We start from the raw sequence: 23,794 nt of genomic DNA, 5'->3' as shown, positions 1-23,794 counted from the left end.
GCCGGCCGCGAGGCCGGCGTTGATTCGGAGGTGCCCATGTGAACAACTATATTGTCCGAAGGATCGCACAAGCGATCCCTCTTCTTTTTGTAATCTCCATCGTATCGTTCACCTTGATCAAGCTGGCGCCGGGCGATCCGGTGCTTTCCTTTGTTACCCCGAATATGGGGGCAGAAGATGTGGAGCGTATTCGGCAAAACCTCGGTCTTGATCAACCGATGTACGTGCAATATGTCGTATGGCTCAAAAATGTACTGTCTGGTGACCTTGGTTATTCACTGGTGAACCATCGCCCGGTTGCCGAAATGATTGTTGAACGTTTGCCTGCTACGTTTGGTTTAATGGGGGCATCGCTATTATTGTCTTTGCTGATCTCCATTCCGCTGAGCATGATTGCAGGTTCGCGTCAGAACAGTCTGTTTGACCGTGGACTCAGCTTAATCTCGTATATCGGGATATCAATTCCTAGCTTCTGGTTCGGTATGATGCTGATCTATTTCTTTGCAGTAGAGCTGCACTGGTTGCCAAGTATGGGTATGCGAACGGTTGGTATGGACTCCGCTTGGGATATTATCAAACACGGCATTTTGCCATGTACCGTATTGACCTTCATGAACGTGTCCGTTTACATGCGGTATATTCGCTCGAATACAATCAGTCAACTGGAAGAGGACTATGTTCAAATCCAATATGCCTACGGGGCAACCAAAGGAACGGTACTGCTTCGTCATGTACTCAAAAATGTACTGCTGCCTGTAATCACCATTCTCGGTATGTCTTTGCCGGAGTTGATTGCGGGAGCGTTTATTACGGAGTCCGTTTTCTCATGGCCGGGAATGGGATCTCTCGGGATTTCGGCCGTTCACGGTTTGGATTATCCGATTATTATGGGCATTACGATGATGTCCTCTGTGCTGCTGGTCGTCGGAAACCTGGTAGCTGATATCTTATATGGCGTGGTAGATCCACGAATCAAGACAACGGGGTGAGACAAAAATGAATTCAAGGCGCTGGCGTAATTTACGGACGCAGTTCCGACAGCAGAAACTGGGACTTGCGGCTGTCATCATATTGGGCATCTTTGTGCTCGCATCCCTGTTTGCGTTTCTGTCTCCACATGATCCTAATGAAATTGTAGTGATGGAGCGGCTTCAACAGCCAAGTGCAGATCATTGGTTTGGTACGGACGATTACGGACGGGATTATTTGGCTCGGGCGTTATACGGAGGACGAGTGTCTCTCGCCGTAGGTTTCCTGTCGATGGCAATCGCCGTTATTATGGGAACACTGGTAGGTACGGTTAGTGGTTATTTTGGCGGCTGGGTGGATAATACGTTGATGCGTATTGTTGACGTGCTCATGTCGATTCCATCTTTTTTCCTGATGCTGATCCTGAACGCTTATCTGAAGCCGGGGATCGGTACGATTATTGTCATTATCGGGGTGCTGAGCTGGATGAATATTGCCCGGATTGTCAGGGCTGAGGCGATGTCGGTCAAGCAGCGGGAATACGTACTGTATGCGCGTGTATCGGGTCAAAAGCCTGGCCGGATCATCATGAAGCACATTATTCCCAACATTATTCCAACCATTATTGTCGCAGCAACCATCAACATCGCGAGTGCGATTCTGATGGAATCGTCACTAAGCTTCCTCGGACTGGGTGTTAAACAACCGAACTCTTCTTGGGGCAGCATGTTGAATGATGCACAGGGATTTATTAGTGAAGCGCCATATATGGCGATTTTCCCGGGATTGTTTATTTTGCTGACGGTGCTGTCGTTTAACTTCTTGGGGGATGTGTTCCGTGTAGCCTTCGAGCCCAAAGCGAACAAGCGATAGATAATTGTTTACTGTGAAATGTTTTTGCAATATAGAAGTTGTTCTTATCGCGTAGTGATCCAGTGTGAAATTAATCCTTTAACTTATATAATCGACAACCCATATCATGTAAACAACGGGGTGAATACAATGACAGATTTATTATCGGTCAAACAACTGAAAACGTCCTTTGCAACCCGGGAAGGTGAGGTACAGTCCGTCCGGGGTGTGAGTTTTACGTTAAAAGAAGGCGAAGTAGTTGGGCTGGTCGGCGAGTCCGGAAGTGGCAAAAGTGTTACCGCCCGTTCGCTGATTCGGCTGATCCAGTCGCCGGGCCGGATTACGGATGGTCAGATTCTGTTCCGTGGAGAGGATCTGCTGACCAAGTCGGACAAGGAGCTGCGCAAAATCCGGGGCAACCGCATCTCGATGATTTTCCAGGACCCGATGACATCACTTAATCCAGTGGTTCGTGTAGGCAAACAGATGACAGAGGTCATTCGTCGTCACCGGAAAATGGACAAGTCGGCTGCACGCAAGGAAGCGATTGAGTTGCTGCGGCAAGTGGGCATTCCTTCTCCGGAAGAACGGATTGACCAATATCCACACGAGTTCAGCGGAGGCATGAGACAGCGGGTAATGATCGCCATGGCTCTGTCCTGCAAGCCGGAGTTATTGATCGCGGATGAACCGACGACAGCGCTGGATGTGACCATTCAGGCACAGATTTTACAGCTGATGCAGGAACTGAAAGATTCCACGCAGACATCCATTCTGATGATTACGCATGACCTTGGTGTCGTTGCTCAGGTCTGTACCCGAGTGATTGTGATGTACGGTGGACTCATTATGGAAGAGGGGCCAGTGGAGCGTATTTTCGCTCATCCCCAGCATCCATATACTCAGGGATTGCTGCGCTCCATTCCGAAGCATGGCGAGGAAGGTGGACGCCAGCGGCTGGCAACCATTGAAGGTACACCGCCCAATCTGCTTCATCCGCCAACCGGATGTCCGTTTATGGAACGTTGCCCACACGCCATGGAAGTATGCAAACAGATGCCTGCGTATACCGAGACTGCACCCGGTCATCGAGCGCTATGCTGGTTGCTGGACGATCAAGGTCGGGAACAACATCAAGTACAAACAGGAGCATCGTCAGAGGAGGTGGAGAAATGAGTACAGGAATCGATCAGCGTGAAGTACTGCTGGACGTGCGTGGTTTGAAAAAACATTTTCCGGTACGTGGTGCTGGCAAAGGCAAAGACGTCGTGAAAGCCGTGGATAACGTCAGTTTTCATATTCACAAGGGAGAAACATTTGGACTGGTTGGTGAATCCGGCTGTGGCAAATCAACGACTGGACGCAGCATCGTGAGACTCTATGATGTGACGGACGGAAGCATTATGTTTGGCGGACAGGATGTTGCGAAAATGAATGAACGCCAGTTGAAGCCATTCCGCAAACGGATGCAGACGATTTTTCAGGACCCCTATTCTTCACTGAATCCGGGTATGAATGTTCTGCAGATTATAAGTGAACCCATGGAAATTCATAATTATGCTTCCAAGGCAGAGATGAAGGGGCGAGCGCTTGACCTAATGAACCGTGTGGGTCTTAAACCAGAGCACGCGGAGCGTTATCCACATGAATTCAGTGGGGGGCAGCGTCAGCGGATTAGCATTGCCCGTGCATTGTCGGTGAACCCGGAGTTCATTTTGTGTGATGAGCCGTTGTCTGCTCTGGATGTGTCCGTACAGGCACAGGTGGTCAATATGCTTGAAGATTTGCAGGCAGAGCTGGGACTCACCTATTTGTTCATTGCCCATGATTTGTCGATGGTACGCCACATCTCCAATCGAATCGGTGTGATGTATCGCGGTAAGCTGGTGGAAGTGGCACCAACAGAAGAACTGTACCGTAATCCGGTACATCCGTATACCCAGGCATTGCTGGCGGCAATTCCTGTACCTGATCCAACTGTGCGGAACATGATGCCGCCGATCTATAGTGGGGATACCGATCCATCCGTTCGGGGACGGGATGAAGAACCGGAGTGGATGGAAGTTTCGCCAGGACACTTTGTATCCGGCTATCGAGACAGGATATAATGGTTTAGGAATATCATGGAATAACGATATATAGTGACAGGAAGGTGTGAGTTGGATGAGTGCTGAGTTTAAGTTGTCCCAAAATACAGCCATTCGGCTGGAACAGGCTCGTAGCAAAGGCATGTCGGATGCAGCTTTGTTGGAAGCGATACAGGCCAAAAATGTTGCTGCTTTTGATGCCGTGTCTGAGGAGCACTACAGATATGATGATCTTTTCTCTTATGCGGATGAGCATGGCGAGAATCTGGAAGGCGCGGTTAAAGACGGCTACCGGATTACCTTTAACACTCGTGGTGGTCTGGGGATCTACTTGGAGAAGTCCTTCGGATTACAGCCGGAGAAAGACTTCACTGTTGGTGAAGGCATCGTGACCGGGTTGAAATTAAAACCAGAGCAGGCAGATGTGCTGGCAAAACGCCTTGCATCAAACTGGGTGATTACCGAATCCAAAGATGTACCTGAGGGCCAAGAGCTGACGTTGAAGCTGCGGGCTTTGGTTTAGTGAAACAACAGACTGTCCCGTTTGCAGTGAATAACTGCGGCGGGATGGTCTTTTTTTTGCAAAAATAGAGGTGGGCGATTACAATTTACATATCATTAATCGGATGGAACATGAATTTGGGATGCATTGCTTCCGGGATAGAGAGGGGACTTTCATAATGAATCAGCTAACATTTCTGGGAACCGGGGATGCGATGGGTGTTCCGCGGGTGTATTGTGATTGTGACGTTTGCACAGAAGCCCGACTTACGGGGATCAATCGCCGCAAACGTGCTGCTGTTTTGATTCATAGTGATGGCGAGCACGAACCTTTCATGATTGACTGCGGACCGGACTGGAGATCACAGATGGAAGACCAGGGGATGCGGATGGTGCAGACGCTGCTGATCACTCATGCGCATTTTGATCATATTGGAGGCTTGCCCGAATGGGCAGATGCGTGTCGATGGTTGGGTGTAAAAGGGCAGTTGTATGCACCACGGGAGGTGATCGCGACCATCCAAAGTCAATTTCCATGGCTCGGTCGTCATATGAATTTCCTGGAAACGGATGCGGATATCGAACTCGGTGGGTGGAAGGTGCACTCCTGGAAAGTTTGCCACGGTCATAATGGCTATTCGTATGCGTATCGATTGGAACGTGAAGGATACACCTGGGCGTATTGCTCGGATGCCATTGATCTGAAAGCTGCGGAGAAGCAGCCGCTATACGGGCTCGATCTGCTGGTACTTGGAACGAGCTTTGTTCATGAACTTGCGGAATTCTCCACACGCTCGGTGTACGATATGGTTGAGGCGCAGGAGCTGTTGCAGGATTTGAAGCCGGGTCAGACCTATTTTACACATATGTCTCACGACGTCGATGTGCGCCAGAATTATGATCTGGATCAGGGGATTACGCTGGCACTTACCGGTCTGAAGGTGAAGCTGGGAGAATAGGACAACAATGCTAAAAATAAATTCAGAAGAGCGTATCCTTTGCCGGAGGTTCTTCGTTTACATAGTGTAAGGCAATTACAGCAATTGAATTGAAGCAAGATCAATCAGGAACCAACAAAGGGGGGGCCCCAAACATGGCCTTTGTGAAGTCCGTGGATTGCAGAATCAACAGACCACATGATGATAAACAGGTTGAACCCTATAGCCATTCCGGTGTTCAAACCGGATATACGTTAGAGCAAACGATTGAAGCTGCGCTTCCGAGCCTGCTGGGCTCTTTATACGCCTATTGCATGTCATTGACTGGTTCAGTCTGGGAGACGGAGGATCTGGTTCAGAATACATGTGTTAAAGCATTATCCTCTTCAGCTACCCGAAGAACGGGAATGACAGAGGACATGAACTGGGAAGCCTATCTCATCCGTGTTGCACGCAACACTTGGATTGACACCATACGGAAGCGTGAGAACTTGGCAAGCAAACTGGAAAGCATGAAGCCATTTATGCAGGAATTTGAGGAAGAAGAGCGATTCGAGGAAGTTGAGTCCGCTGTTCAAATCCTTGTGGATGAACTGCCACCGTGGCAGCGAGCGATATATATGTTACGTGATTTGATGGGATACACGACGGTAGAGACTGCTGAACTGTTGGACACGACGGAAGGGGCAGTCAAAGCTGCCCTGAGTCGTGCCCGCTCTGCCCTGGCGAAAGTGAGGCATAGCCTGAACGAAACGGATGCTGATCAGACGGATCAATTGGAAGAGCATCAGCAAAATCGGGAGGAACTGCGGAGCTATTTACTAGCGTTTCGCACCGGTGATACAGCCCGATTAATTGATCTATGCCTGAATCAGACCGATGATCCGATGGCTGTGGCGGGAACGATTTTGCAGCAGACTCTGCCGTCTCAATCGATGCAGCCAGTGATGTACAGTTATTCAAGCTCCGGTACGAATTCCATGTCGTATGGGGGAGGATATACGGTCACCATGGTTGCGTAAACCGGGAGGCAAAATGCATGAACGTGGTACCTTATGTTGTTGAACAGACAGCCCGCGGAGAGCGGAGCTATGATATTTATTCCCGTTTGCTGAAAGATCGGATCATTATGGTATCCGGGGAAATTGAGGATCAGATGGCCAATGCGATCGTGGCCCAGTTGTTGTTTCTGACCGCAGAGGACCCGGAGAAGGATATTCAAATGTATATCAACAGTCCTGGTGGTTCCGTGACTGCCGGATTCTCCATCTATGACACGATGCAATTCGTGAAGCCTGACATTTCCACGATCTGCACAGGCATGGCAGCCAGCTTCGGTACGATCCTGCTGGTTGGTGGGACCAAAGGGAAACGGCTGGCGTTGCCAAACAGCGAAATTATGATTCACCAGCCGCTTGGCGGAACGCGGGGGCAGGCCTCGGATATGCTGATTCATGCCAACCGGATTATCCAGCACCGTCAGCGCCTCAACAAGCTGCTTGCCGATCATACGGGACAGCCGATGGATCGGATTGAAAAGGATACAGACAGAGATTACTTCCTGACCGCTGCGGAAGCCGTCGAGTATGGTCTTGTGGATAAGGTCATATCCAGTACGTAAGAAAAAAAGGAACAATACGTGATGAACAGCAAAGTAGCCCGGAAGGTCATTCGACTTTCCGGGTTTGTTTATGTTACTAGTATAGCGAAGTATATTTTTGATGACAGGTTGGTGTCGACCTCAGCAACGTGCCATCACGTATTTTCAGCCAAAGCAATAAGTCTGCTCATGCCTTCCCGGATTTGCTGCTCATGAGCATAGGAGAAGGAGAGACGCAGCTTGCGACTGGCGTTCGCATCTGAAGGATCAAATACCGTTCCCGGCACAAAAGCGACGGAATGCTCCATGCATCGGTGAAGCAAGCGCCCCGTATCGACACCTTCCGGAAGCTCCGCCCAGATGTTAAGTCCACCCTCAGGACGAGTCCACGTCCAATTGGTTTGTTGAAGGCACTGTTCCATCACTTCCATCCGTAGCTGAATAGCGGTACGCAGCTTGGACAAGTGCTGGTGCATGCGTGGGGACTGGAAATAACGGAGGAAAAGCTTCTGATTAAGCAAAGGTGATCCGTTATCTGTCAATGCTTTTACGGCCTGTAATCCTGGCATGAACCGGGGACGGCACATGATTGCGGCAATCCGCAGACCCGGCACGACATATTTGCTATAGCTGCGAATATAGAGTGTATGCCCTGTAGTATCGTATGTGAAGATTGGCGCAGGAGGCTTTTCCTTGAAATAGATATCATAGGTACTGTCATCTTCCACCAGAAAACATCCGTACTGTTCCGCTAGCTCAGGTAGTTGTTTGCGTTGCTCGGTCGGAATATTGATGCCCGTAGGATTTTGGAAGGTCGGCGTCATATAAAATACTCTCGGCTTTTCCTGCTTCATCAGGCGTTCAATCTGTTCCAGATCGTAGCCATGAGGATGAATATCCGTAAAAATTAACTTGGCACCTTGTTTGCGGAAAATTTCCATCGCAGGGCCATACGTTGGCCTCTCCATGAGCACACGGTCACCGGGTCTGACGAGACTTCGGGAGATCACATCAATGGCTTGCTGTGCCCCGGAAGTGATCAGCACTTCATCAGCCGAGATGTAGAAACGTTCTCTCGTCGTCAGATGGCTTGCCAAGGCACTACGCAGCTCCAGATCTCCTTGAATCGTGGAATACGTCCCAAGCAGACGGGGATATAAATCCAGCAAATCCCGCATTAATTCTCCCCAATATCGGTTTGGCAGCAGGGCGGGGTCAATCAATGATTTGGAAAATTGGTATTCCGCCTCAAGGGATTGCACGCGGGCAAGTGAATCCCAATGCAACCAGGCAGACACGGCCGGGTCATCGGCCTGATCTGTCACGGGAGAAGGGTCAGCAGGACTGACATAATAACCGGACTTATCCTTGACGTAAACGTTCCCCCGTTCCTTTAATTCCTGATAGGCCTTAAAAACGGTGAGGCGATGTACACCGAGCAGCTCGGACAGGCTCCGCACGGACGGCAGCTTCTCATGCTCTTTCCACTCTCCGGCTTCGATCCGTACAACCAGATAATGTACCACTTGCTCATATAGTTTCAGGCTGTTATCTGTCATCATAATGGCTTTGCCCACCCGGCTCACGCTCCTTTTGAACTCCATTGTAACAGCAAACGGGAATTAACTGTTCTGTTTTATTCATTCTGTTCTGTGGACAGTGCTATATGATGGAGAACAGATGAAGGAGGGGCTAGCATGGTTGCAGTAGCATTTACCGTAATGTGTCTTATTTTTGGAACAACGTTTCTAGCGATTAAAATTGGCGTGGAGGCAGGCATGCCGCCTTTTCTGTCGGCCGGACTACGCTTTATCATTGCAGGTGCTCTAATGTTTGCATGGATGTGGATGAAAGGGAAAGTGAACTTGTCTTTATTATGGCGTAAAGAGATGCTCTTGACGGGTGCGGGACTGACTTTTGGTACGTTTGCGACCTTATATTGGGCTGAGCAATATGTGAGCTCGGGTGTTGGGGCGATTCTGTCAGCAACAGGTCCACTGATGATTATGGTGATGCAGACAGCGTTGTTGCGTCAAAAAACGTCTGCACGCATGATTGCGGGCTGCCTGATCGGTTTTGCTGGAGTTATCCTCGTCGTGTTACCGGGTGTATCGATTGGTGGTAGTTCCCTGTGGCTATGGGGCTGTATTGCCGTATTGGTGGGTGAAGTCTGTTACTCGGCAGGTGCGTTGTACTCGAAAAAGGTCATTAATCAGTTTAAGGAGGCTAATCCTGTAGCAATCAATGCGGTGCAAATGATGTACGGAGGTGTCCTGTTATCTGCGCTTTCGGCGGTGACCGAATCGTGGAGCACAACTGGACTGGATTGGATGCCAGCGGTATCATCCCTGATCTATCTGACGGTAATCGGTTCGATGATCGGGCACAGCTTGTTCTACTGGATCATGTCTCGTACCAACCCGTTATTCCCGGCGACCTGGTTATACATTTCTCCTCCGATTGCGGTCGGGCTTGGGGCGGTTCTCTACAATGAGCATGTAAGCTGGATTACCTGGTTGGGAGTTGCTCTAATCGTTTCAGGTTTGCTGGCGATGAATGAGAAAGTAATGAACTTGCTGAAGAGAGGCAAAAGCACAACTTCATTGGGTCAGACTTCCAAATCCATGGTAAAATAGGGAATATATATTTTACGCAGGAATGAGGCGAGACATCCATTTGAATAGACAGGGGATCGGTGCTGTTTTATTGTTTGCGGGAATCGTGCTCTATGGCATGATCCATATTGGGACCATTATTCATTTACCGGACGTAACGATCTGGTTCAATCAATGGGGCCGTTATCTGCAAGCCACTTTTGAAACGGGTGGCATCATTGGACTTATCTTGGCCATTCTTTTATTCATTATAGGAGTAACACTCCTGCTTCCTAGGCCATTAGCCGGTTTTTCCAAAGGGAGAGTAATGAAGGAGATCAGTGAGCGGAATCGTGAATTTGACGAGAAGTATGGCAAAATAGAATAATTAACAGTTTTATTACAGAAACAGCCCTGCACAAGCGATTCATCACCGTGCAGGGCTGTTTCATTGTATCTTGAAATAACATGTTTTATATGGACTCGACCTCTTAAAAGCTTACTCTGCGTTCAGCACAAACTTCTCAATCACTTGCTTCACGCCGTCTTCGTTATTGCTCGCGGTAATGTAATCTGCCAGCTCTTTCAGAGCAGGGATCGCATTCCCCATCGCTACACCAAGACCAGCGACTTCCAGCATCTCATGGTCATTCCAGGAATCCCCGATGGCAATGCACTCGCTCAATTGGTGACCGAAGTGATCTGCCAGGAAGGTTAGTGCATGGCCTTTCGTTCCCTCGCTGTGCATGATCTCAAGGAAGTATGGCTTGGACTTGGTGATGTGTACTTCAGGTCCGAGCAATTCGCGCAGGGCAATCGCAACCTCGTCGAGATAATCAGGCTCATCAATGATGAGCAGTTTTGGTGTTTTTTGCTCGATCACTTTGATGAAATCCGGTTCAATGTGGTACTGAGTACCATTCAGTTTAGCGTAGTCACGCAGCTTGTCGTTTTCTTCACGGGCGTAAAGTTTGTCGTCAATGTACGTTTGCAGGTGCAGATTATGCTCCAGGCAGTAGTCGTACAATTTGCGGGAAGCGTCCTGTGGAACGTAGCGTTCGTAAAGTACTTTTTCGTCCAGCAAGTTTTTCACCAAAGCGCCTTGATACGTAATGATTGGCACGTTCAGCTTCGTTTGGCGAGCGAGTGCTTGTGCAGAAGCATAGGCACGTCCAGTTGCCAGTGTTACAACGACACCATGAGCTACCGCTTGTTCCAGGGCAGTCTGTGTTGCAGGCGTTACTTCCTTGTTATCGTTGATCAGGGTATCATCAATGTCAATTGCGATTAATTTATAGGTCATCTCTGTTGTTTCTCTCCTTTTTTTATCTGTATCTATACCTGACTTAATCTATATCAGTTCAACTAATCTTTTTACACAAGAACGGAGAGGACAGAAAAAACCTGAAGAAGCGGAGCGTTCGCCTTTATCACCGGATTTTCCCTTTGAAGAAGGGAATCAAAAAAATCTGGGGATAACAGCGATCGGAAGGTTATTCTGTCATCGGAGTGGCAGGTGTAAGCTTTCTTGGGTTGAACTTATATACCTACTCCTCCAGGAAAATAAGGCCAATAAAGTCCTCCAGCTCCAGGTTACCGAAGTAATGTTTTACATCCAGACCCTTAAGTGCAGTACGCACCTCAGATTCCTCGTAACGCTTGCCACGCAGCATATCTTCGATATCCGCCACATCGCCTACGCCGAAGAAATCACCAAAGATTTTGATATCTTCAATCCGTCCATCTTTGATATTCATGCGCAGATCAATGATACCGACAGGGAATTTACGTGTATGCTTCACATTGCTTTCCGGGGAAAGCCCGTAGTTCCAGTCCCAATTGTTATAACGCTCAGCAGAGATTTCGTTGATTTTGTCCCAGTCTTTCTCTGTGAGTTCATATTGAGGAACGTCTTGTGGCTCCATACGGAAAATGTGGCGCAACAGCTCGTCCCGGAATTGTTCAATGGTCAGATTGCTGTCAATCAGATCACGAATATTCGCTACACGAGAACGTACGGATTTGGTGCTCTTGGATTTGAACTTCTCCGGATTAACGTTGAGTGAAGCCTGTACGTGGTCGAGGTTCAGGTTGAACATCAATGTGCCGTGACTGAACATACGGCCACGCGTAGAGAATTGGGCGTTGCCCGAAATTTTCTTCTCTCCGACTTGCAGATCGTTACGTCCCGTCAGTTCGGCATTAACGCCAAGCTCTTGCAGGGCTTCCACCACAGGCTGCGTGAATTTACGGAAGTTATGGAAGGATTGTCCGTCATCCTTGGTAATAAAGCTGAAATTGAGGTTGCCCAGATCGTGATAAACGGCTCCGCCTCCCGAAAGACGACGTACGACTTGAACACCGTTATCCTGAACATATTCAATGTTGATCTCTTCAATGGTATTCTGGTGTTTTCCGATAATAATGGACGGGCGGTTGATGTAAAACAGCAAGTAACTGTCATCCATCGGCAGATGCTTCAGAATGTATTCCTCAATGGCGAGGTTTACAGAAGGATCTGTAATGCCCTGGTTATCAACAAACAGCATGGTCATTCCTCCATTAATGTATGTGAGGGATGCATATCCCTTATGTAGTGATGCTTTACGGAATCGAAATTCCTTCTCTATTGTAAACGAATTGTCGATAGGACACAAAGAAATTGAAGCCGCAAAGGGCTTGAATAGCCAAATCAGGATTGACCCCTGCCTGCCACGACATCCATAATAAAAAGGACATGCAGAAAGGATGACGGACAGAATGACCGGTTTAATTGAAGTTTTCGGACATGGCGGTGATGTGGAGACAGCCGCGGCATGTTTTGGAGGGAATCCTGCGGATTTCCTCGATTTTAGCGCAAACATTAATCCTCTGGGTCCACCTCGGGAAGTGCTGGAGGCTCTTGAGAAAGGATTGCATACGGTACTTCGTTACCCCGATCCGGGTCATCGGGCGTTCAAAATGTTGCTTAGTGACCGACTGGGTTTAACCCCAGATCACATATCTGTGGGTAACGGGGCGGCAGAAAGCATGGCTCTAATCTTACTTGGACTCGCGCCGCGTAGAGTAGGTACGGTAGAGCCCGGTTTTTCAGAGTACAGTGCATTATCCAGACAATTTGGAGCAGAAGTCCACCATGTTCAAGGACGGGAAGAGCTGGACTGGCGAGCAGAACCGGAAGATATTGAGAAGCTGATGGAACAGGTGGACCTGCTCTTCCTTGGACAGCCCAACAATCCTAATGGGGTACAGTATCCGGTGGACGTTCTGCAACAGCTTGCTCATAAAGCAGAGACAACAGGCACGATATTGGTTGTCGATGAGGCATTTATCGATTTTATTGCTGAATCACAGCGGCAATCGCTGGCGTCCAGCTTGAAAGAGTATCCGCAAGTGATCATCATTCGGTCCATGACCAAGTTTTATGCGATTCCAGGCCTGCGTCTGGGTTATGCGATGGGTCGTCCCGAACTGATTCGTGCCATGACAGAGAAACAGGTCACCTGGAGTGTGAATGGGCTGGCACTGATCGCAGGAGAAGCCTGTTTGCGCAGCGGAGAGGATTTTGAACAGGAGACATTGGCACTGGTTTCACACGAGCGGGGGAGATTAACGGAAGGCCTGAAGGCTTTGGGATGTAAGGTGACGCGAGGGGAAGCGAACTTTATACTGGCAGCTCTGCCAGAACCGTGGACAGCGATATCCATGCAGACTGCTCTCGGTGAACGGGGTATACTGATCCGAAGCTGCGCAATGTATCCCGGACTGGGGGAACGACATGTACGTTTTGCGGTCAAGGACGCAGAGGCTAACGGACGTATGCTGGAAACAATGGGAAATGTAATTACGTCTAATCCGACAACCGGATTAGAGGCAGGGGGACAAAGCGATGGCACTGCCATTCTATAATTATTACTCCCATTTACAAAAGGACCAGAACGAATACAGATCTTCTGTGTGGCCTGGATTACACGTCTCCGCACATGAGCGGCATATTAAAGCGTCCAGTCCTTCTGCTGTAACAGCCCTTTCCAGTGCCGTGTATGGGGGCGGTATGATTGAAATTGATCGTATATTCAACATCTATGTCGACAGACATTATCGCTGTGATGATCCACCTCGTGATATTGCTGATCTGTTGAGTGAATGGCAAGAGCCACAGGATCAATGTGCCGGTCTTCTGACTGCGGTTCGATTGGAGCACACAGCGATTCAGGAATACGAAAGTGATGAGTTCGGATTACTTTGCTGCACTACAGCAGGGGTATCCAATGCTGCACGGGCAGGTTCTGCAAGAACCGTGTTCGATGCTGCGGGGAATGAGATGAGCAATGGGACGGTGTCCCAGAAAATTGGGAAGGTTTCGGCTTCAACCTATACTCCCGGTACGATCAATATCATGTTGTGGATGAATGGGCGTATGACTGCTGGAGCGATGGTGAATGCCATTCAGACTGCGGTAGAGGCGAAGGCCGCTGCGCTAGCTGATTTCGGTGTGGCGGATTCAGAGAATGGTCTGACCGCAACCGGAACAACAACGGATGCCATCGTACTCGCGGTAAGTCAGGCTGAAGTAAATAAACCGCTCATCAGTTACGCCGGGACGGCTACGGTCATGGGTGCAGCGATCGGCAGGCTGGTGTATGACACGATAACGGAAAGCCTGCAAGCCGCGCAGGAGTGGAAAGAGAGGAATAACAAGCAATGACATCTCTGCTGATTCAATGGGCTTCTTGGCCGATCTGGACGGGAATGGCTGGAGCCTGGATTATTGTAGGAGCATACATATTGGATCGCTGCATCGGAGATCCACGCTGGATTCCTCATCCGGTGATTGGCATGGGAAAGGCCATCTCTGCACTGGAGCGGGCGATAAGATCGCGGGTGGACTCGAACCAGGCTCTCAAAAGAGCGGGCGTATTATTTCCCCTTTTGATTGCAGGCGGTTCTTTTGCACTGACTTGGGGATTGATCTATGTGCTGGGTCTTATTCATCCCGCTGTTGCGGTTGTGGCAGAAGTGGTGTTAATCGCAACCACCTTTGCCTCGAAAGGTTTGAAGGATGCAGGTATGGAAGTTTACCGCCATCTGAGTCAACAAGATTGGCCTGCGGCGAGACGTTCACTGGGTATGATTGTAGGACGTGATACGGCTCATCTGGATGAACCGGAGGTTGTGCGTGGGACGGTAGAGACTGTGGCGGAGAATATCGTGGATGCTATCGTCTCTCCACTGTTCTATGCCCTGATTGGTGGTGCACCACTTGCCATGGCCTATCGAGCGGTGAATACACTGGATTCGATGGTAGGTTATAAAAATGAAAAATATCTGCATCTCGGTTGGGCGTCTGCCCGTCTAGATGATTGGGCCAACTGGATTCCCGCGCGGCTTACCGCCTTGCTGTTGATTATAGGAGCTTGGTTCATGAAGCTGGATGCCAGAGGGGCTGCACGCATGGTGTCCCGGGATGCAAGACTTCACCCAAGCCCAAATAGCGGTTTTCCCGAGTCAGCGGTGGCCGGAGCGCTGGGCATAAGACTTGGTGGACATAACGTATATCACGGCGTGGCTTCATTTCGCGCATATATGGGCGAGCCTACAAGACGGATGGAAGCAGAAGATATTGTACGAACAACACGGCTTATGTTCTGGTCGGCAGGTTCTTTTGTTTTATTATGTTGGTTGGTCACCTTCGGGATATGGTCTGCTGGAGGTGCACTGTTATGGAGATAGAAGCTGGACATGGTGGCATGCAAAGCCGTGAGATTATTTTGATACGTCATGGTACAACGGCGTGGAACTTGGAAAAAAGGTATCTTGGGCATACTGACATCGGACTGTTGCCTGAGGCAAAGCAGGAGCTATCTTCGCTGCGTGAGCAGTGTAGCGATATCACATGCGACGCCTTGTATTGCAGTGATATGCTGCGTTGTCAGCAGACACTTTCACACATTGCATCGTCCCAAATGGGACAGGCCAAGCTTGATGCCCGACTAAGGGAGATCGACTTTGGTCAGTGGGAGGGGTTGACCTACGATCAGCTCAAGGACAATCCGCAGTACCGAGACTGGATCGATGCGCCCCAGGAGGTAACGCCACCGAGTGGCGAGCCTTGGACAGCATTTACTGCGCGGATTGATTCATTTCTGAAAGAGAGTCTGTTGTCCTTTTCACCAATACTGTACTCTCGCAGCTTAAACGTGCCAAAGATAGCCGTAATTACACATGGCGGTGTTATTCGTTATATGGTATCACGTCTCATTCCAGATCAAGGATTTTGGGATACGCAGGTGATACCAGGACAAGCGATCAAGATCCGGCTGGATGGTGATGGGGACAACTGGGTTGGAACCAGATTGACTTTTCCGTAAATCGGGTTGTAAGGATGTACAATATAACCTATAATCACAACAGAAGTGTGACTTAGCAAGTGCATCTTTGGATGGAGGCGCAATGAGCTCTACCGAGGATGCAAGATGCTCACTTGAATGGTTGAACAAAATTAGCGACCAAGGGTCCCGCGTGCATGCAGCAATGTTTCATGGGTTCATATGAGGCCATGAACGGCAAACGGGTGAAATAGGGAAGCCGGTGTAAATCCGGCACGGTCCCGCCACTGTAAATCAGGATGAATTCCTGTAAGTCAGGTTACCTGCCCTGGACGTATAAACCGGTGTTCCTTCGAGGAAAGGACAGCGTTTCGGGCAGTTCTCTGTGCATTTACAGCGCCAAGCTGATCATGCGCAGATCGCCACATGCGAGACGTCATCCCTGATCCTGACCCAAGGATTGGGGATTTTATTTTTTCATATAAGATGAACCGAATATTTACACGAGAACGAAGAGTGCAGAACCAATCTGAAGAAACGAGGTGTTCGCCTTTATCACCGGATTTTTCCCTTTTCAAAAAGGGGATCAAAAAAATCTGGGGATAACAGCGATCGGAAGATGGTACTGCAATCGTAGTGGCCTAGTGTAAAGTTTTATTGGTTCAACTTATATCGGAACACAAATTCAAGCGGAATTGGGACAGGAGCACTACTCACTAGAATGGATAGAGAAGGGGAGAATGAACACAATGAATTTCAAGACATGGAAAGGCGTAGCGTCACTTCTGAGCGCAGCGATGCTGGCACTGACGTTGGCCGGATGTGGTACAACAACAACAAACGAGGGTACAGGAACCTCGCAACCTGCACAGGAGCAATCCCAGGAACAGGCCAAAACAGATCTCAAAACACAATATCCACTCACGGTTACAGATGCTACGGGTGAATCGTTTACCTTTGACAAAGCACCAGCCAAAATCGTATCCGTATCTCCGGCTGAAACGGAATCCCTGTTCGCACTCGGATTGGACGAGCAGATCGTAGGGGTATCCGACTATGACGATTATCCGGAAGCAGCAACAAAGAAACCAAAAATGGGCGGCATAACAAAGCCTAATGAAGAGTCTATCATTGCAGCTGAAGCAGATATCGTATTTACAGGTATCTCGATGAGCGAAGAGTCGGTGAAGAAACTGCGTGATCTGGGCATCACCATTTTCAAAACAGACCCTAAATCAGTGGATGATGTGATGAACAACATTGAAACATTTGGTAAAATCACGGATCATCAGGAAAAAGCACAGGAGATCACCACCCAGATGAAACAGGATGTGGCTGATGTAACTGAAGCTGTGAAGGCAGTTAAACCGGAAGAGAAGAAAAAAGTATACGTTGAGTTCTCCCCAGGCTGGACTGTGGGTAAAGGCGAATTCATGGATGAATTGATCACATTGGCCGGAGGAAACAACGTAGCTTCCGACTTGACTGGCTGGAATCAGATTAATGAAGAGAACATTATTGCTTCTAATCCGGACGTCATTCTGTATGCGAACGATGTCATTGATGAAAATTCCAAAACATTGGATCAAATCATCAAAGCACGCAGCGGATGGGATCAAATCACGGCTGTGAAAAACGATGCAGTCATCGGATTGGATGCCAACCTGTTGAGCCGTCCGGGACCACGGGTAACTCAAGGTCTGAAAGAAGTAGCCAAAGCGATCTACCCTGATCTGTTCAAATGAGTAAAAAGCTGGCAGTGTACGGAACGGCCGGAATTGTGCTGCTTGTGTTAACCGTGCTCATCTGCACGGGCATCGGTTCGGTTGCCCTGCCTGTCCGGGACATTGCGGGCATTTTGCTTCATCGCATTCCCTGGCTGGGCGACTGGATTGTTCCTGACTGGAATACAGCAGCAGAACAGATTATATGGAAGGTCAGATTCCCACGTGTACTGCTTGCCGTGCTTGTAGGTGCATCGCTGGCGATTGCCGGAACTGGATTCCAGGGGGTTCTTCGTAACCCTCTGGCTGATCCGTTTACCCTGGGTGTATCGTCCGGTGCATCGGTAGGTGCGGCTTTTCTGATTTTTTTCGGATTGCAGTATGCACTGATTGGGATCTGGACTCTGCCACTGGTCGCGTTTCTGACGGGAGTAATCACATTGTGGTTTGTGCTGGCCCTCGCTCGTGAGGGACGCAAAATACCGACACACAGCCTCATTCTGGCTGGCGTAGTCATGCAAAGTTTCCTGGGAGCAGTCGTCTCCTTCCTGTCGACCATGTCGAAACAGACAATCAATGAAATTATATACTGGACGATGGGAAGTCTGGCACTGCGTGGGTGGTCGTATACGGCCATCCTTTTCCCGTATTTTGTACTGGGGCTGATTTTCCTCTGGAGCCGTGCGCGTTCGTTGAATGTGCTTGCCTTGGGGGAACGACAGGCTGCTCATATCGGGGTTAAGGTGGATGGATTGAAGCTGTCGGTGTTAGCTGTGGGTACACTGCTTACGGCGGGCGCTGTCTCCGTATCCGGCGTGATTGGCTTCGTCGGGTTGGTCATTCCGCATATTCTTCGGCTCATCGTCGGACCTGATTATCGCTTGCTGGTGCCTTTGTCCGCGATTGGGGGAGCCATCTTCATGGTCTGGGCAGATACGATTGCACGCTCATTGCTGGCCCCAACCGAAATTCCGCTGGGTGTGGTTACGGCTTTTGTTGGAGCGCCATTCTTCGCGTATCTGCTACACCGGAATAAAAAGCTGCGGAAGGGGATGATGCCATGAGCACATTCATGAAAACAGACCTTACCGAGAGCCGGCCGATGATAGAGGTCACGGAAGCTGGTAAAATGTATGGTAACCATCGGGCTCTGCATGCAGTGGACTGGAAAGTCAAAGAGGGTGAATGGTGGGGCGTTGTTGGTCCAAACGGCAGTGGCAAATCGACCCTGATTCAGCTACTTGCCGGAACCGAACAGCCGAACGCAGGCAGCATACAGATTGATGGACGCGACATTTCCTCATACACCCGTAAAGATTTGTCACGTATGATTGCGGTCTTGCAGCAGGATGGTCTGCCGGCCATCTCTTATCCCGTAAGAGATGTTGTCGAGATGGGACGTTACCCTTATCAGAACTGGCTTGGCAAAGAATCGTCGGATGGAGCAGCGGTAGTTGATAAGGTGTTAGAGGAGTTGGGTCTGAGTGACATGGCCGAACGACCTTTGGATGCACTGAGTGGCGGACAACGGCAGCGGGTTGCGCTTGCCAAAGTCATGGCTCAGGAACCCAGGCTATTATTGCTTGACGAGCCAACCACCTTTCTCGATATCAAATATCAATTGCAATTCATGGAGTTATTATCAGCGTGGCGTCAAAAAAATCATATTACGATTGTGGCGGTGCTGCATGATCTGAACCTGGCCGCGCAATTTTGCGATCATATTCTGGCGCTGCGTGACGGGACTTGTGTAAGCAGTGGCACCCCCCATTCGTTAATGACGGAAGAGAACATTCGGGAGATCTTCCGGGTGAGTCCGGCCATGGTGAATCATCCCGACAATGGATTGCCACAGCTTTTGCTAAGAAGAGAGAAGAAATGAATGAAGCGGGGGAGACCCCATATTTTGATAAAGGAAGTGCTGGCTGTATGAATAATGAACAGGTGTTGGAACAGTTAATTGGTCGGATCGTGGGTCCATATGAGGCAGTTGCGGCTAAAGCTTCCGCGCATGTGGATGCATTGACGAAGCCACCCGGCAGTCTGGGCAAGCTTGAACAGCTAGTTATTCGTCTGGCGGGCATTACCGGTGAGGCTCGGCCTTGCTTTGATCGAAGAGCTGTCATCGTTATGGCTGCGGATCATGGGGTGGTTGAAGAAGGGATTAGTGCTTTTCCTGCTGAGGTAACGCCGCAGATGGTCCTGAATTTCCTAGCAGGGGGAGCGGCTGTCAATGTGCTTGCGCGCCACGCTGGAGCTCATGTGATCTGTGTGGATATCGGCGTGAATGCGGATCTGGATCATCCAGACCTGGTCTCCCGCAAAGTGCGCAAAGGAACAGCCAACATGGCGAAGGGTGCTGCAATGACCCGGGGCGAAGCGATTCAGGCCATTCTTGCAGGAGCTGAAGTGGTCTCCACCGAGGTTGCGAAGGGAACGCAGTTGTTTGTGACCGGAGAGATGGGAATCGGGAATACAACTGCTAGCGCTGCGGTGATGTGTGCATTAACCGGAACAGCACCTGCTTCAGCGGTTGGCCGGGGAACAGGCGTAGATGATGCTGGTTTGCAGCGCAAAGCCGCAGTAGTCAGCCAAGCCCTCAGCGTGAATGCTCCGAATGCAGACGATGCACTCGATGTACTGTGCAAAGTGGGCGGACTGGAGATTGCCGGACTAACAGGCGTGATTCTCGCTGCTGCTGCAAACGGATGCCCGGTTGTCGTGGATGGATTTATCTCCACCGCTGCCGCGTTGATTGCGAGTCATCTTGCTCCGCTCAGTACAGAATACATGATTGCTTCCCACACATCGCATGAAAGTGGACATGCAGCGTTGCTGCGTGAGCTGGGTCTGAAGCCCATGCTGGATCTGGACATGCGACTGGGTGAAGGTACCGGAGGCGTGCTCAGTCTTCATCTGATTGATGCGTCATGTCGCATTCTGAATGAGATGGCGACATTTGCAAGTGCGGGTGTATCTGATGGCACAACGGAGTCTCAACCTACAGAGTCTATACCAGCTTCTGCTGATTCCTCTGTACAAGGAGAGGTATCCTCATGAGTGTACTCGTGACAGGCGGGGCGCGAAGTGGCAAAAGTTCGTTTGCCGAGCGTCTCTGTATGCAGCGATCCTCTGAGGCTTGGTATGTCGCTACGGCTCAAGCTTATGATGACGAGATGCGCGAGCGTATACGCCTGCATCAGAGCCAGCGGGATGAAGCAGGATATCTATGGCATACGGTGGAGGAACCGCTGGCATTGCCTGAGTTAATTACACGAATGGGAGAGTCCCATACAGGTACGTCTGCACCGACCGTTCTGGTAGATTGTCTGACACTGTGGCTCAGCAATGTGCTGTTAGCGCATGAACATGAACCGGTGCAGGTGCTGTACGATCATATGGACGCACTGGTAGCGGCCGTCCAGTCGTACCCGGGTCTGCTCGTGCTTGTCACCAATGAAGTAGGGGACGGTGTTGTACCAGAGTATGCGCTGGGCAGAAGATATCGGGATCTGGCGGGCATTCTCAATCAGCGGATTGCCGCGATTAGCCGCGAAGTGTTTCTGGTGACAGTGGGCATTGCGATCGAGCTGAAAAGTAGGGAGTATCGTTTATGAGTAAAGGCGATTTTGACCAAAAACATGCGGCTGCGGCCGCTTTTCAATTTCTATCCCGTTTTCCGGTAAAAATGCAGCTTGATTTCGTTCCGCCATTACTGCGGGAGAGTGTAGTGTATTACCCGCTGGTTGGTGCGATCATCGGATTATGCGTCTGGCTGGGCGGAGCCCTGACCGGTGCACTGCTTCCATCGTTTCCGGCAGCGGTGTTAACCTTGACGTTATGGGTATGGCTAACCGGAGGCCTTCATCTGGATGGTTGGATGGATACGGCAGATGGGCTGCTTAGTTATCGAACCCGTGAGCGAATGCTGGAGATTATGAAAGACAGCCGCGTCGGGGCCATGGGCGTGATCGCCTGTGTCCTACTGTTGATGATGAAAGCGTCATTGATTGCTGACTTTATCGCACGTGGTAACTGGGCTTATGGAGCTTTGCTCATCCTGCCGATGATCTGGAGCCGTTGGTTCATGGTATATGCCATGGCGGCCTGGCCGAATGCCCGCAAGGACGATGGACTCGCTGTCCTGTTCAAGGGATTGGGGGAACGGAGGGAAGTCCAGCGTGCACGCAGCTCCGCGGTTGGGCTAACCATTCTGGCAGGTGTGATCACATGGGCTGCGGTATGGATCTTCCAGCCGGATACAGCCATGTTCCAGGTACTGGCGACGGAGAATGGATTGGGGACGTTACCATGGTGGCTATATCCTGTTGCAGCGATCATTGTGGTACCATTGGCTGGTTATGTGATTGGCAAATTCGTTGCCGGGCGTATCAGCGAAAGGCTGAGTGGACTTACAGGGGACACATATGGAGCCATGAATGAGTTGCTTGAGGCCGCACTGCTAACGGTACTTAGTCTGTTACAGGGATTCTTTTTGATATAACGCTGAGAGTGGTGGTGAGGGAACGTGGAAGATACTTCTGCACAAACGTCCGAACAAACGGCAGCAGTATTAATGCTGCAAGGGACGGCATCGGATGTGGGGAAAAGTGTAATTACGACGGCCTTATGCCGAATATTCAAGCAGGATGGCTTAAGGCCAGCTCCGTTCAAATCACAGAACATGGCACTGAATTCTTACGTCACGGAAGACGGCAAGGAAATCGGAAGAGCCCAAGGAGCACAAGCCGAGGCATGCGGCATTGAAGCGACAACGGATATGAATCCAATCCTGATCAAGCCGGTTCGGGATATGCATTCTCAGATTGTCGTGCACGGTGTGCCTCTTACACAGATGAGTGCGTGGGATTACAGGCAGCATTTTCTACCCGAAGCCAAACAAACGGTCATGGATGCACTGAATCGGTTGCGCGCGACATATGATATTGTGCTGATGGAAGGTGCAGGCAGTCCTGCGGAGATCAATCTGAAGGATCGGGATATCGTTAATATGAATCTGGCGGGCTGGGCGGATGCTCCGGTTATTCTGATCTCGGATATTGATCGTGGCGGTGTCTTTGCCTCCATTGTAGGTACTCTGGAGCTGCTTGAGCCGCATGAGGTTCAGCGTGTAAAAGGATTCATCATCAACAAGTTTCGTGGAGACTTGTCCTTGCTGCAGCCTGGGTTGGACTGGCTTGAAGAACGGACAGGTATTCCCGTATTGGGCGTATTGCCTTACATAAGCGATATTCAGATTGAAGCGGAAGACTCCGTGGTGCTGGACTCCATGCGACACGGCAAATCCGGTCAGCAGGAGCTGGACCTGGCAGTGATTCGTTATCCGCGTATTTCAAACTTTACAGACTTTGATGCCCTTTCCAGGGAACCGGATGTGAATGTGCGATATGTGACTTCTCCAGATGAACTGGGACATCCCGACGCCATTCTGCTTCCGGGTACGAAGGATACGATTGGAGATCTGGCATTTCTGCGTGCGTCGGGATTGGAGCAAGCGATTGCCAGCCAGACGGAGCGTGATCATGTTCAGCTTGTAGGGATATGTGGTGGATATCAAATGCTTGGTCAGCATCTCAAAGATCCATTTGCGGTAGAAGCGAATCAGATCCAGGAAGCCCATGGATTGGGATGGCTACCCATATCGACAACCTTTCTGCAGAACAAACAAACGGTAAGAGCCTCTGGGCATGTACACGGTCTTCATCCAATTCGTTTGCCCAAGGAAAGTGATGCAGCAAACTCGTTGAAGATTAATGGATACGAGATTCATATGGGTGTTACCGAGTGTATTGAGCCTGAACGTGTAACGGCCTTATTCGAAATCGCCCATCCGGGAGGTCAATCCTTCAATGAAGGCTGGGGCACGACTGACGGCAAAGTGTGGGGAACATACCTGCATGGTTTGTTTGAAAGTGATCAATTCCGGCGTTCATGGCTCAATGGTCTGCGTGAAGGAAAAGGGCTTTCTCCATTGCTGGAGACGTACAGCGCACGTGAACGCAAGGAAATGGAGTTTGACCGTGTAGCTGAATCATTACGTTCTTCATTGAACATGCAGCGTGTATACGAGATTATGGGCGTTCAGCCACCTGAATAAAAGGAAGCATCCTGGTGTGCAGTCCAAAAGAATACCCCCATGTGTGGCAACGTTCCCTGAAACCTGGAACGATGCTGATCAT

The 23,794-nt window shown here is 49.9% G+C and carries 24 protein-coding genes and 1 riboswitch; of the genes, 21 read left to right on the top strand and 3 right to left on the bottom strand.

Annotated elements, in window-relative coordinates; translation table 11 throughout:
• Window positions 1-38 precede the first annotated feature (38 nt).
• From gpAD87_RS19215 to clpP, 8 genes are all read left to right on the top strand, one after another.
• Window positions 39-989: an ABC transporter permease gene (locus tag gpAD87_RS19215; RefSeq protein WP_064639956.1), complete on the top strand. Its 951-nt coding sequence runs from the start codon at window positions 39-41 to the stop codon at window positions 987-989.
• Window positions 990-996: 7 nt separating this feature from the next.
• Complete coding sequence (locus gpAD87_RS19210; RefSeq protein ID WP_064639954.1) at window positions 997-1,842, top strand: ABC transporter permease; 846 nt, start codon at window positions 997-999, stop codon at window positions 1,840-1,842.
• Window positions 1,843-1,971: 129 nt separating this feature from the next.
• Window positions 1,972-2,997, top strand: coding sequence for an ABC transporter ATP-binding protein (locus gpAD87_RS19205; RefSeq protein ID WP_064639952.1), 1,026 nt, complete (start codon window positions 1,972-1,974; stop codon window positions 2,995-2,997).
• Window positions 2,994-3,929 (top strand): ABC transporter ATP-binding protein, encoded by a 936-nt coding sequence (locus tag gpAD87_RS19200; protein WP_064639950.1) that lies wholly within the window; start codon window positions 2,994-2,996, stop codon window positions 3,927-3,929. Before gpAD87_RS19205 ends, gpAD87_RS19200 begins: the two co-directional genes overlap by 4 nt.
• 55 nt (window positions 3,930-3,984) lie before the next feature.
• Complete coding sequence (locus gpAD87_RS19195) at window positions 3,985-4,431, top strand: hypothetical protein (protein ID WP_064639948.1); 447 nt, start codon at window positions 3,985-3,987, stop codon at window positions 4,429-4,431.
• A 157-nt stretch (window positions 4,432-4,588) separates the two neighbouring features.
• Window positions 4,589-5,368, top strand: a complete 780-nt coding sequence (locus tag gpAD87_RS19190; RefSeq protein ID WP_063564389.1) for an MBL fold metallo-hydrolase — start codon at window positions 4,589-4,591, stop codon at window positions 5,366-5,368.
• Between the two features lie 134 nt (window positions 5,369-5,502).
• Entirely contained in the window at window positions 5,503-6,369 is an 867-nt protein-coding gene (locus gpAD87_RS19185) for an RNA polymerase sigma factor (RefSeq protein ID WP_064639946.1), read from the top strand.
• Window positions 6,370-6,386: 17 nt separating this feature from the next.
• Entirely contained in the window at window positions 6,387-6,968 is a 582-nt protein-coding gene (gene clpP, locus gpAD87_RS19180; protein WP_064639944.1) for an ATP-dependent Clp endopeptidase proteolytic subunit ClpP, read from the top strand.
• Window positions 6,969-7,102: 134 nt separating this feature from the next.
• On the opposite strand, the gene gpAD87_RS19175 is transcribed toward clpP, so the two are convergent.
• Window positions 7,103-8,524 (bottom strand): aminotransferase-like domain-containing protein, encoded by a 1,422-nt coding sequence (locus gpAD87_RS19175; protein WP_231952662.1) that lies wholly within the window; start codon window positions 8,522-8,524, stop codon window positions 7,103-7,105.
• 120 nt (window positions 8,525-8,644) lie between these two features.
• On the opposite strand from gpAD87_RS19175, the gene gpAD87_RS19170 reads away from it, so the two are divergent.
• The gene (locus tag gpAD87_RS19170; RefSeq protein ID WP_064639941.1) at window positions 8,645-9,583 is read left to right on the top strand and encodes a DMT family transporter; all 939 of its coding nucleotides are present in this window, start codon (window positions 8,645-8,647) and stop codon (window positions 9,581-9,583) included.
• 22 nt (window positions 9,584-9,605) lie between these two features.
• Window positions 9,606-9,929: a hypothetical protein gene (locus tag gpAD87_RS19165; RefSeq protein ID WP_197521440.1), complete on the top strand. Its 324-nt coding sequence runs from the start codon at window positions 9,606-9,608 to the stop codon at window positions 9,927-9,929.
• A gap of 111 nt (window positions 9,930-10,040) precedes the next feature.
• On the opposite strand, the gene gpAD87_RS19160 is transcribed toward gpAD87_RS19165, so the two are convergent.
• The gene (locus gpAD87_RS19160) at window positions 10,041-10,844 is read right to left on the bottom strand and encodes a Cof-type HAD-IIB family hydrolase (protein WP_064639937.1); all 804 of its coding nucleotides are present in this window, start codon (window positions 10,842-10,844) and stop codon (window positions 10,041-10,043) included.
• Between the two features lie 244 nt (window positions 10,845-11,088).
• A complete protein-coding gene (locus gpAD87_RS19155; RefSeq protein ID WP_064639935.1) occupies window positions 11,089-12,090 on the bottom strand; it encodes a lipoate--protein ligase in 1,002 nt (333 codons plus the stop codon).
• 211 nt (window positions 12,091-12,301) lie between these two features.
• On the opposite strand from gpAD87_RS19155, the gene cobD reads away from it, so the two are divergent.
• From cobD to gpAD87_RS19100, 11 genes are all read left to right on the top strand, one after another.
• The gene (gene cobD / locus gpAD87_RS19150; RefSeq protein ID WP_157258493.1) at window positions 12,302-13,450 is read left to right on the top strand and encodes a threonine-phosphate decarboxylase CobD; all 1,149 of its coding nucleotides are present in this window, start codon (window positions 12,302-12,304) and stop codon (window positions 13,448-13,450) included.
• The gene (locus gpAD87_RS19145) at window positions 13,431-14,249 is read left to right on the top strand and encodes an adenosylcobinamide amidohydrolase (protein ID WP_064639932.1); all 819 of its coding nucleotides are present in this window, start codon (window positions 13,431-13,433) and stop codon (window positions 14,247-14,249) included. Before cobD ends, gpAD87_RS19145 begins: the two co-directional genes overlap by 20 nt.
• A gap of 44 nt (window positions 14,250-14,293) precedes the next feature.
• A complete protein-coding gene (cbiB, locus tag gpAD87_RS19140; protein ID WP_064641041.1) occupies window positions 14,294-15,274 on the top strand; it encodes an adenosylcobinamide-phosphate synthase CbiB in 981 nt (326 codons plus the stop codon).
• Complete coding sequence (locus gpAD87_RS19135; RefSeq protein WP_064639930.1) at window positions 15,265-15,912, top strand: histidine phosphatase family protein; 648 nt, start codon at window positions 15,265-15,267, stop codon at window positions 15,910-15,912. The genes cbiB and gpAD87_RS19135 overlap by 10 nt, the downstream gene beginning before the upstream one ends.
• A 155-nt stretch (window positions 15,913-16,067) precedes the next feature.
• Window positions 16,068-16,215: riboswitch (cobalamin riboswitch) on the top strand.
• 395 nt (window positions 16,216-16,610) lie between these two features.
• Window positions 16,611-17,615 (top strand): ABC transporter substrate-binding protein, encoded by a 1,005-nt coding sequence (locus gpAD87_RS19130; protein WP_064639929.1) that lies wholly within the window; start codon window positions 16,611-16,613, stop codon window positions 17,613-17,615.
• Window positions 17,612-18,658 carry a FecCD family ABC transporter permease gene (locus tag gpAD87_RS19125; RefSeq protein ID WP_064639927.1) on the top strand — a complete coding sequence of 349 codons (1,047 nt, stop codon included), beginning with the start codon at window positions 17,612-17,614 and terminating at the stop codon, window positions 18,656-18,658. The genes gpAD87_RS19130 and gpAD87_RS19125 overlap by 4 nt, the downstream gene beginning before the upstream one ends.
• Window positions 18,655-19,476, top strand: a complete 822-nt coding sequence (locus gpAD87_RS19120) for an ABC transporter ATP-binding protein (protein ID WP_442950724.1) — start codon at window positions 18,655-18,657, stop codon at window positions 19,474-19,476. The genes gpAD87_RS19125 and gpAD87_RS19120 overlap by 4 nt, the downstream gene beginning before the upstream one ends.
• Before the next feature lie 47 nt (window positions 19,477-19,523).
• A complete protein-coding gene (gene cobT, locus gpAD87_RS19115) occupies window positions 19,524-20,654 on the top strand; it encodes a nicotinate-nucleotide--dimethylbenzimidazole phosphoribosyltransferase (RefSeq protein WP_064641037.1) in 1,131 nt (376 codons plus the stop codon).
• Complete coding sequence (gene cobU / locus gpAD87_RS19110; protein ID WP_064639925.1) at window positions 20,651-21,211, top strand: bifunctional adenosylcobinamide kinase/adenosylcobinamide-phosphate guanylyltransferase; 561 nt, start codon at window positions 20,651-20,653, stop codon at window positions 21,209-21,211. The genes cobT and cobU overlap by 4 nt, the downstream gene beginning before the upstream one ends.
• Window positions 21,208-22,098 carry an adenosylcobinamide-GDP ribazoletransferase gene (gene cobS / locus gpAD87_RS19105; protein ID WP_064639923.1) on the top strand — a complete coding sequence of 297 codons (891 nt, stop codon included), beginning with the start codon at window positions 21,208-21,210 and terminating at the stop codon, window positions 22,096-22,098. Before cobU ends, cobS begins: the two co-directional genes overlap by 4 nt.
• 72 nt (window positions 22,099-22,170) lie before the next feature.
• Complete coding sequence (locus gpAD87_RS19100; protein ID WP_064641035.1) at window positions 22,171-23,712, top strand: cobyric acid synthase; 1,542 nt, start codon at window positions 22,171-22,173, stop codon at window positions 23,710-23,712.
• The last annotated feature ends 82 nt before the right edge of the window (window positions 23,713-23,794 follow it).

It is taken from the genome of Paenibacillus sp. AD87, from assembly GCF_001659845.1.
In the GTDB taxonomy this organism is placed as follows: Bacteria; Bacillota; Bacilli; order Paenibacillales; family Paenibacillaceae; genus Paenibacillus; species Paenibacillus marchantiae.
The sequence above is the reverse complement of the archived record's forward strand: the minus strand, read 5'-3'. Positions and strand labels throughout refer to the sequence as shown.

What these genes read in the sequence shown, in the direction of transcription:
- gpAD87_RS19210 (WP_064639954.1), top strand. Translation starts at nt 997, where the DNA reads ATGAATTCAAGGCGCTGGCGTAATTTACGGACGCAGTTCCGACAGCAG.
- gpAD87_RS19205 (WP_064639952.1), top strand. Translation starts at nt 1,972, where the DNA reads ATGACAGATTTATTATCGGTCAAACAACTGAAAACGTCCTTTGCAACC.
- gpAD87_RS19200 (WP_064639950.1), top strand. Translation starts at nt 2,994, where the DNA reads ATGAGTACAGGAATCGATCAGCGTGAAGTACTGCTGGACGTGCGTGGT.
- gpAD87_RS19195 (WP_064639948.1), top strand. Translation starts at nt 3,985, where the DNA reads ATGAGTGCTGAGTTTAAGTTGTCCCAAAATACAGCCATTCGGCTGGAA.
- gpAD87_RS19190 (WP_063564389.1), top strand. Translation starts at nt 4,589, where the DNA reads ATGAATCAGCTAACATTTCTGGGAACCGGGGATGCGATGGGTGTTCCG.
- gpAD87_RS19185 (WP_064639946.1), top strand. Translation starts at nt 5,503, where the DNA reads ATGGCCTTTGTGAAGTCCGTGGATTGCAGAATCAACAGACCACATGAT.
- clpP (WP_064639944.1), top strand. Translation starts at nt 6,387, where the DNA reads ATGAACGTGGTACCTTATGTTGTTGAACAGACAGCCCGCGGAGAGCGG.
- gpAD87_RS19170 (WP_064639941.1), top strand. Translation starts at nt 8,645, where the DNA reads ATGGTTGCAGTAGCATTTACCGTAATGTGTCTTATTTTTGGAACAACG.
- gpAD87_RS19165 (WP_197521440.1), top strand. Translation starts at nt 9,606, where the DNA reads ATGAGGCGAGACATCCATTTGAATAGACAGGGGATCGGTGCTGTTTTA.
- gpAD87_RS19160 (WP_064639937.1), bottom strand. Translation starts at nt 10,844, where the DNA reads ATGACCTATAAATTAATCGCAATTGACATTGATGATACCCTGATCAAC.
- gpAD87_RS19155 (WP_064639935.1), bottom strand. Translation starts at nt 12,090, where the DNA reads ATGCTGTTTGTTGATAACCAGGGCATTACAGATCCTTCTGTAAACCTC.
- cobD (WP_157258493.1), top strand. Translation starts at nt 12,302, where the DNA reads ATGACCGGTTTAATTGAAGTTTTCGGACATGGCGGTGATGTGGAGACA.
- gpAD87_RS19145 (WP_064639932.1), top strand. Translation starts at nt 13,431, where the DNA reads ATGGCACTGCCATTCTATAATTATTACTCCCATTTACAAAAGGACCAG.
- cbiB (WP_064641041.1), top strand. Translation starts at nt 14,294, where the DNA reads ATGGCTGGAGCCTGGATTATTGTAGGAGCATACATATTGGATCGCTGC.
- gpAD87_RS19135 (WP_064639930.1), top strand. Translation starts at nt 15,265, where the DNA reads ATGGAGATAGAAGCTGGACATGGTGGCATGCAAAGCCGTGAGATTATT.
- gpAD87_RS19130 (WP_064639929.1), top strand. Translation starts at nt 16,611, where the DNA reads ATGAACACAATGAATTTCAAGACATGGAAAGGCGTAGCGTCACTTCTG.
- gpAD87_RS19125 (WP_064639927.1), top strand. Translation starts at nt 17,612, where the DNA reads ATGAGTAAAAAGCTGGCAGTGTACGGAACGGCCGGAATTGTGCTGCTT.
- gpAD87_RS19120 (WP_442950724.1), top strand. Translation starts at nt 18,655, where the DNA reads ATGAGCACATTCATGAAAACAGACCTTACCGAGAGCCGGCCGATGATA.
- cobT (WP_064641037.1), top strand. Translation starts at nt 19,524, where the DNA reads ATGAATAATGAACAGGTGTTGGAACAGTTAATTGGTCGGATCGTGGGT.
- cobU (WP_064639925.1), top strand. Translation starts at nt 20,651, where the DNA reads ATGAGTGTACTCGTGACAGGCGGGGCGCGAAGTGGCAAAAGTTCGTTT.
- cobS (WP_064639923.1), top strand. Translation starts at nt 21,208, where the DNA reads ATGAGTAAAGGCGATTTTGACCAAAAACATGCGGCTGCGGCCGCTTTT.
- gpAD87_RS19100 (WP_064641035.1), top strand. Translation starts at nt 22,171, where the DNA reads ATGCTGCAAGGGACGGCATCGGATGTGGGGAAAAGTGTAATTACGACG.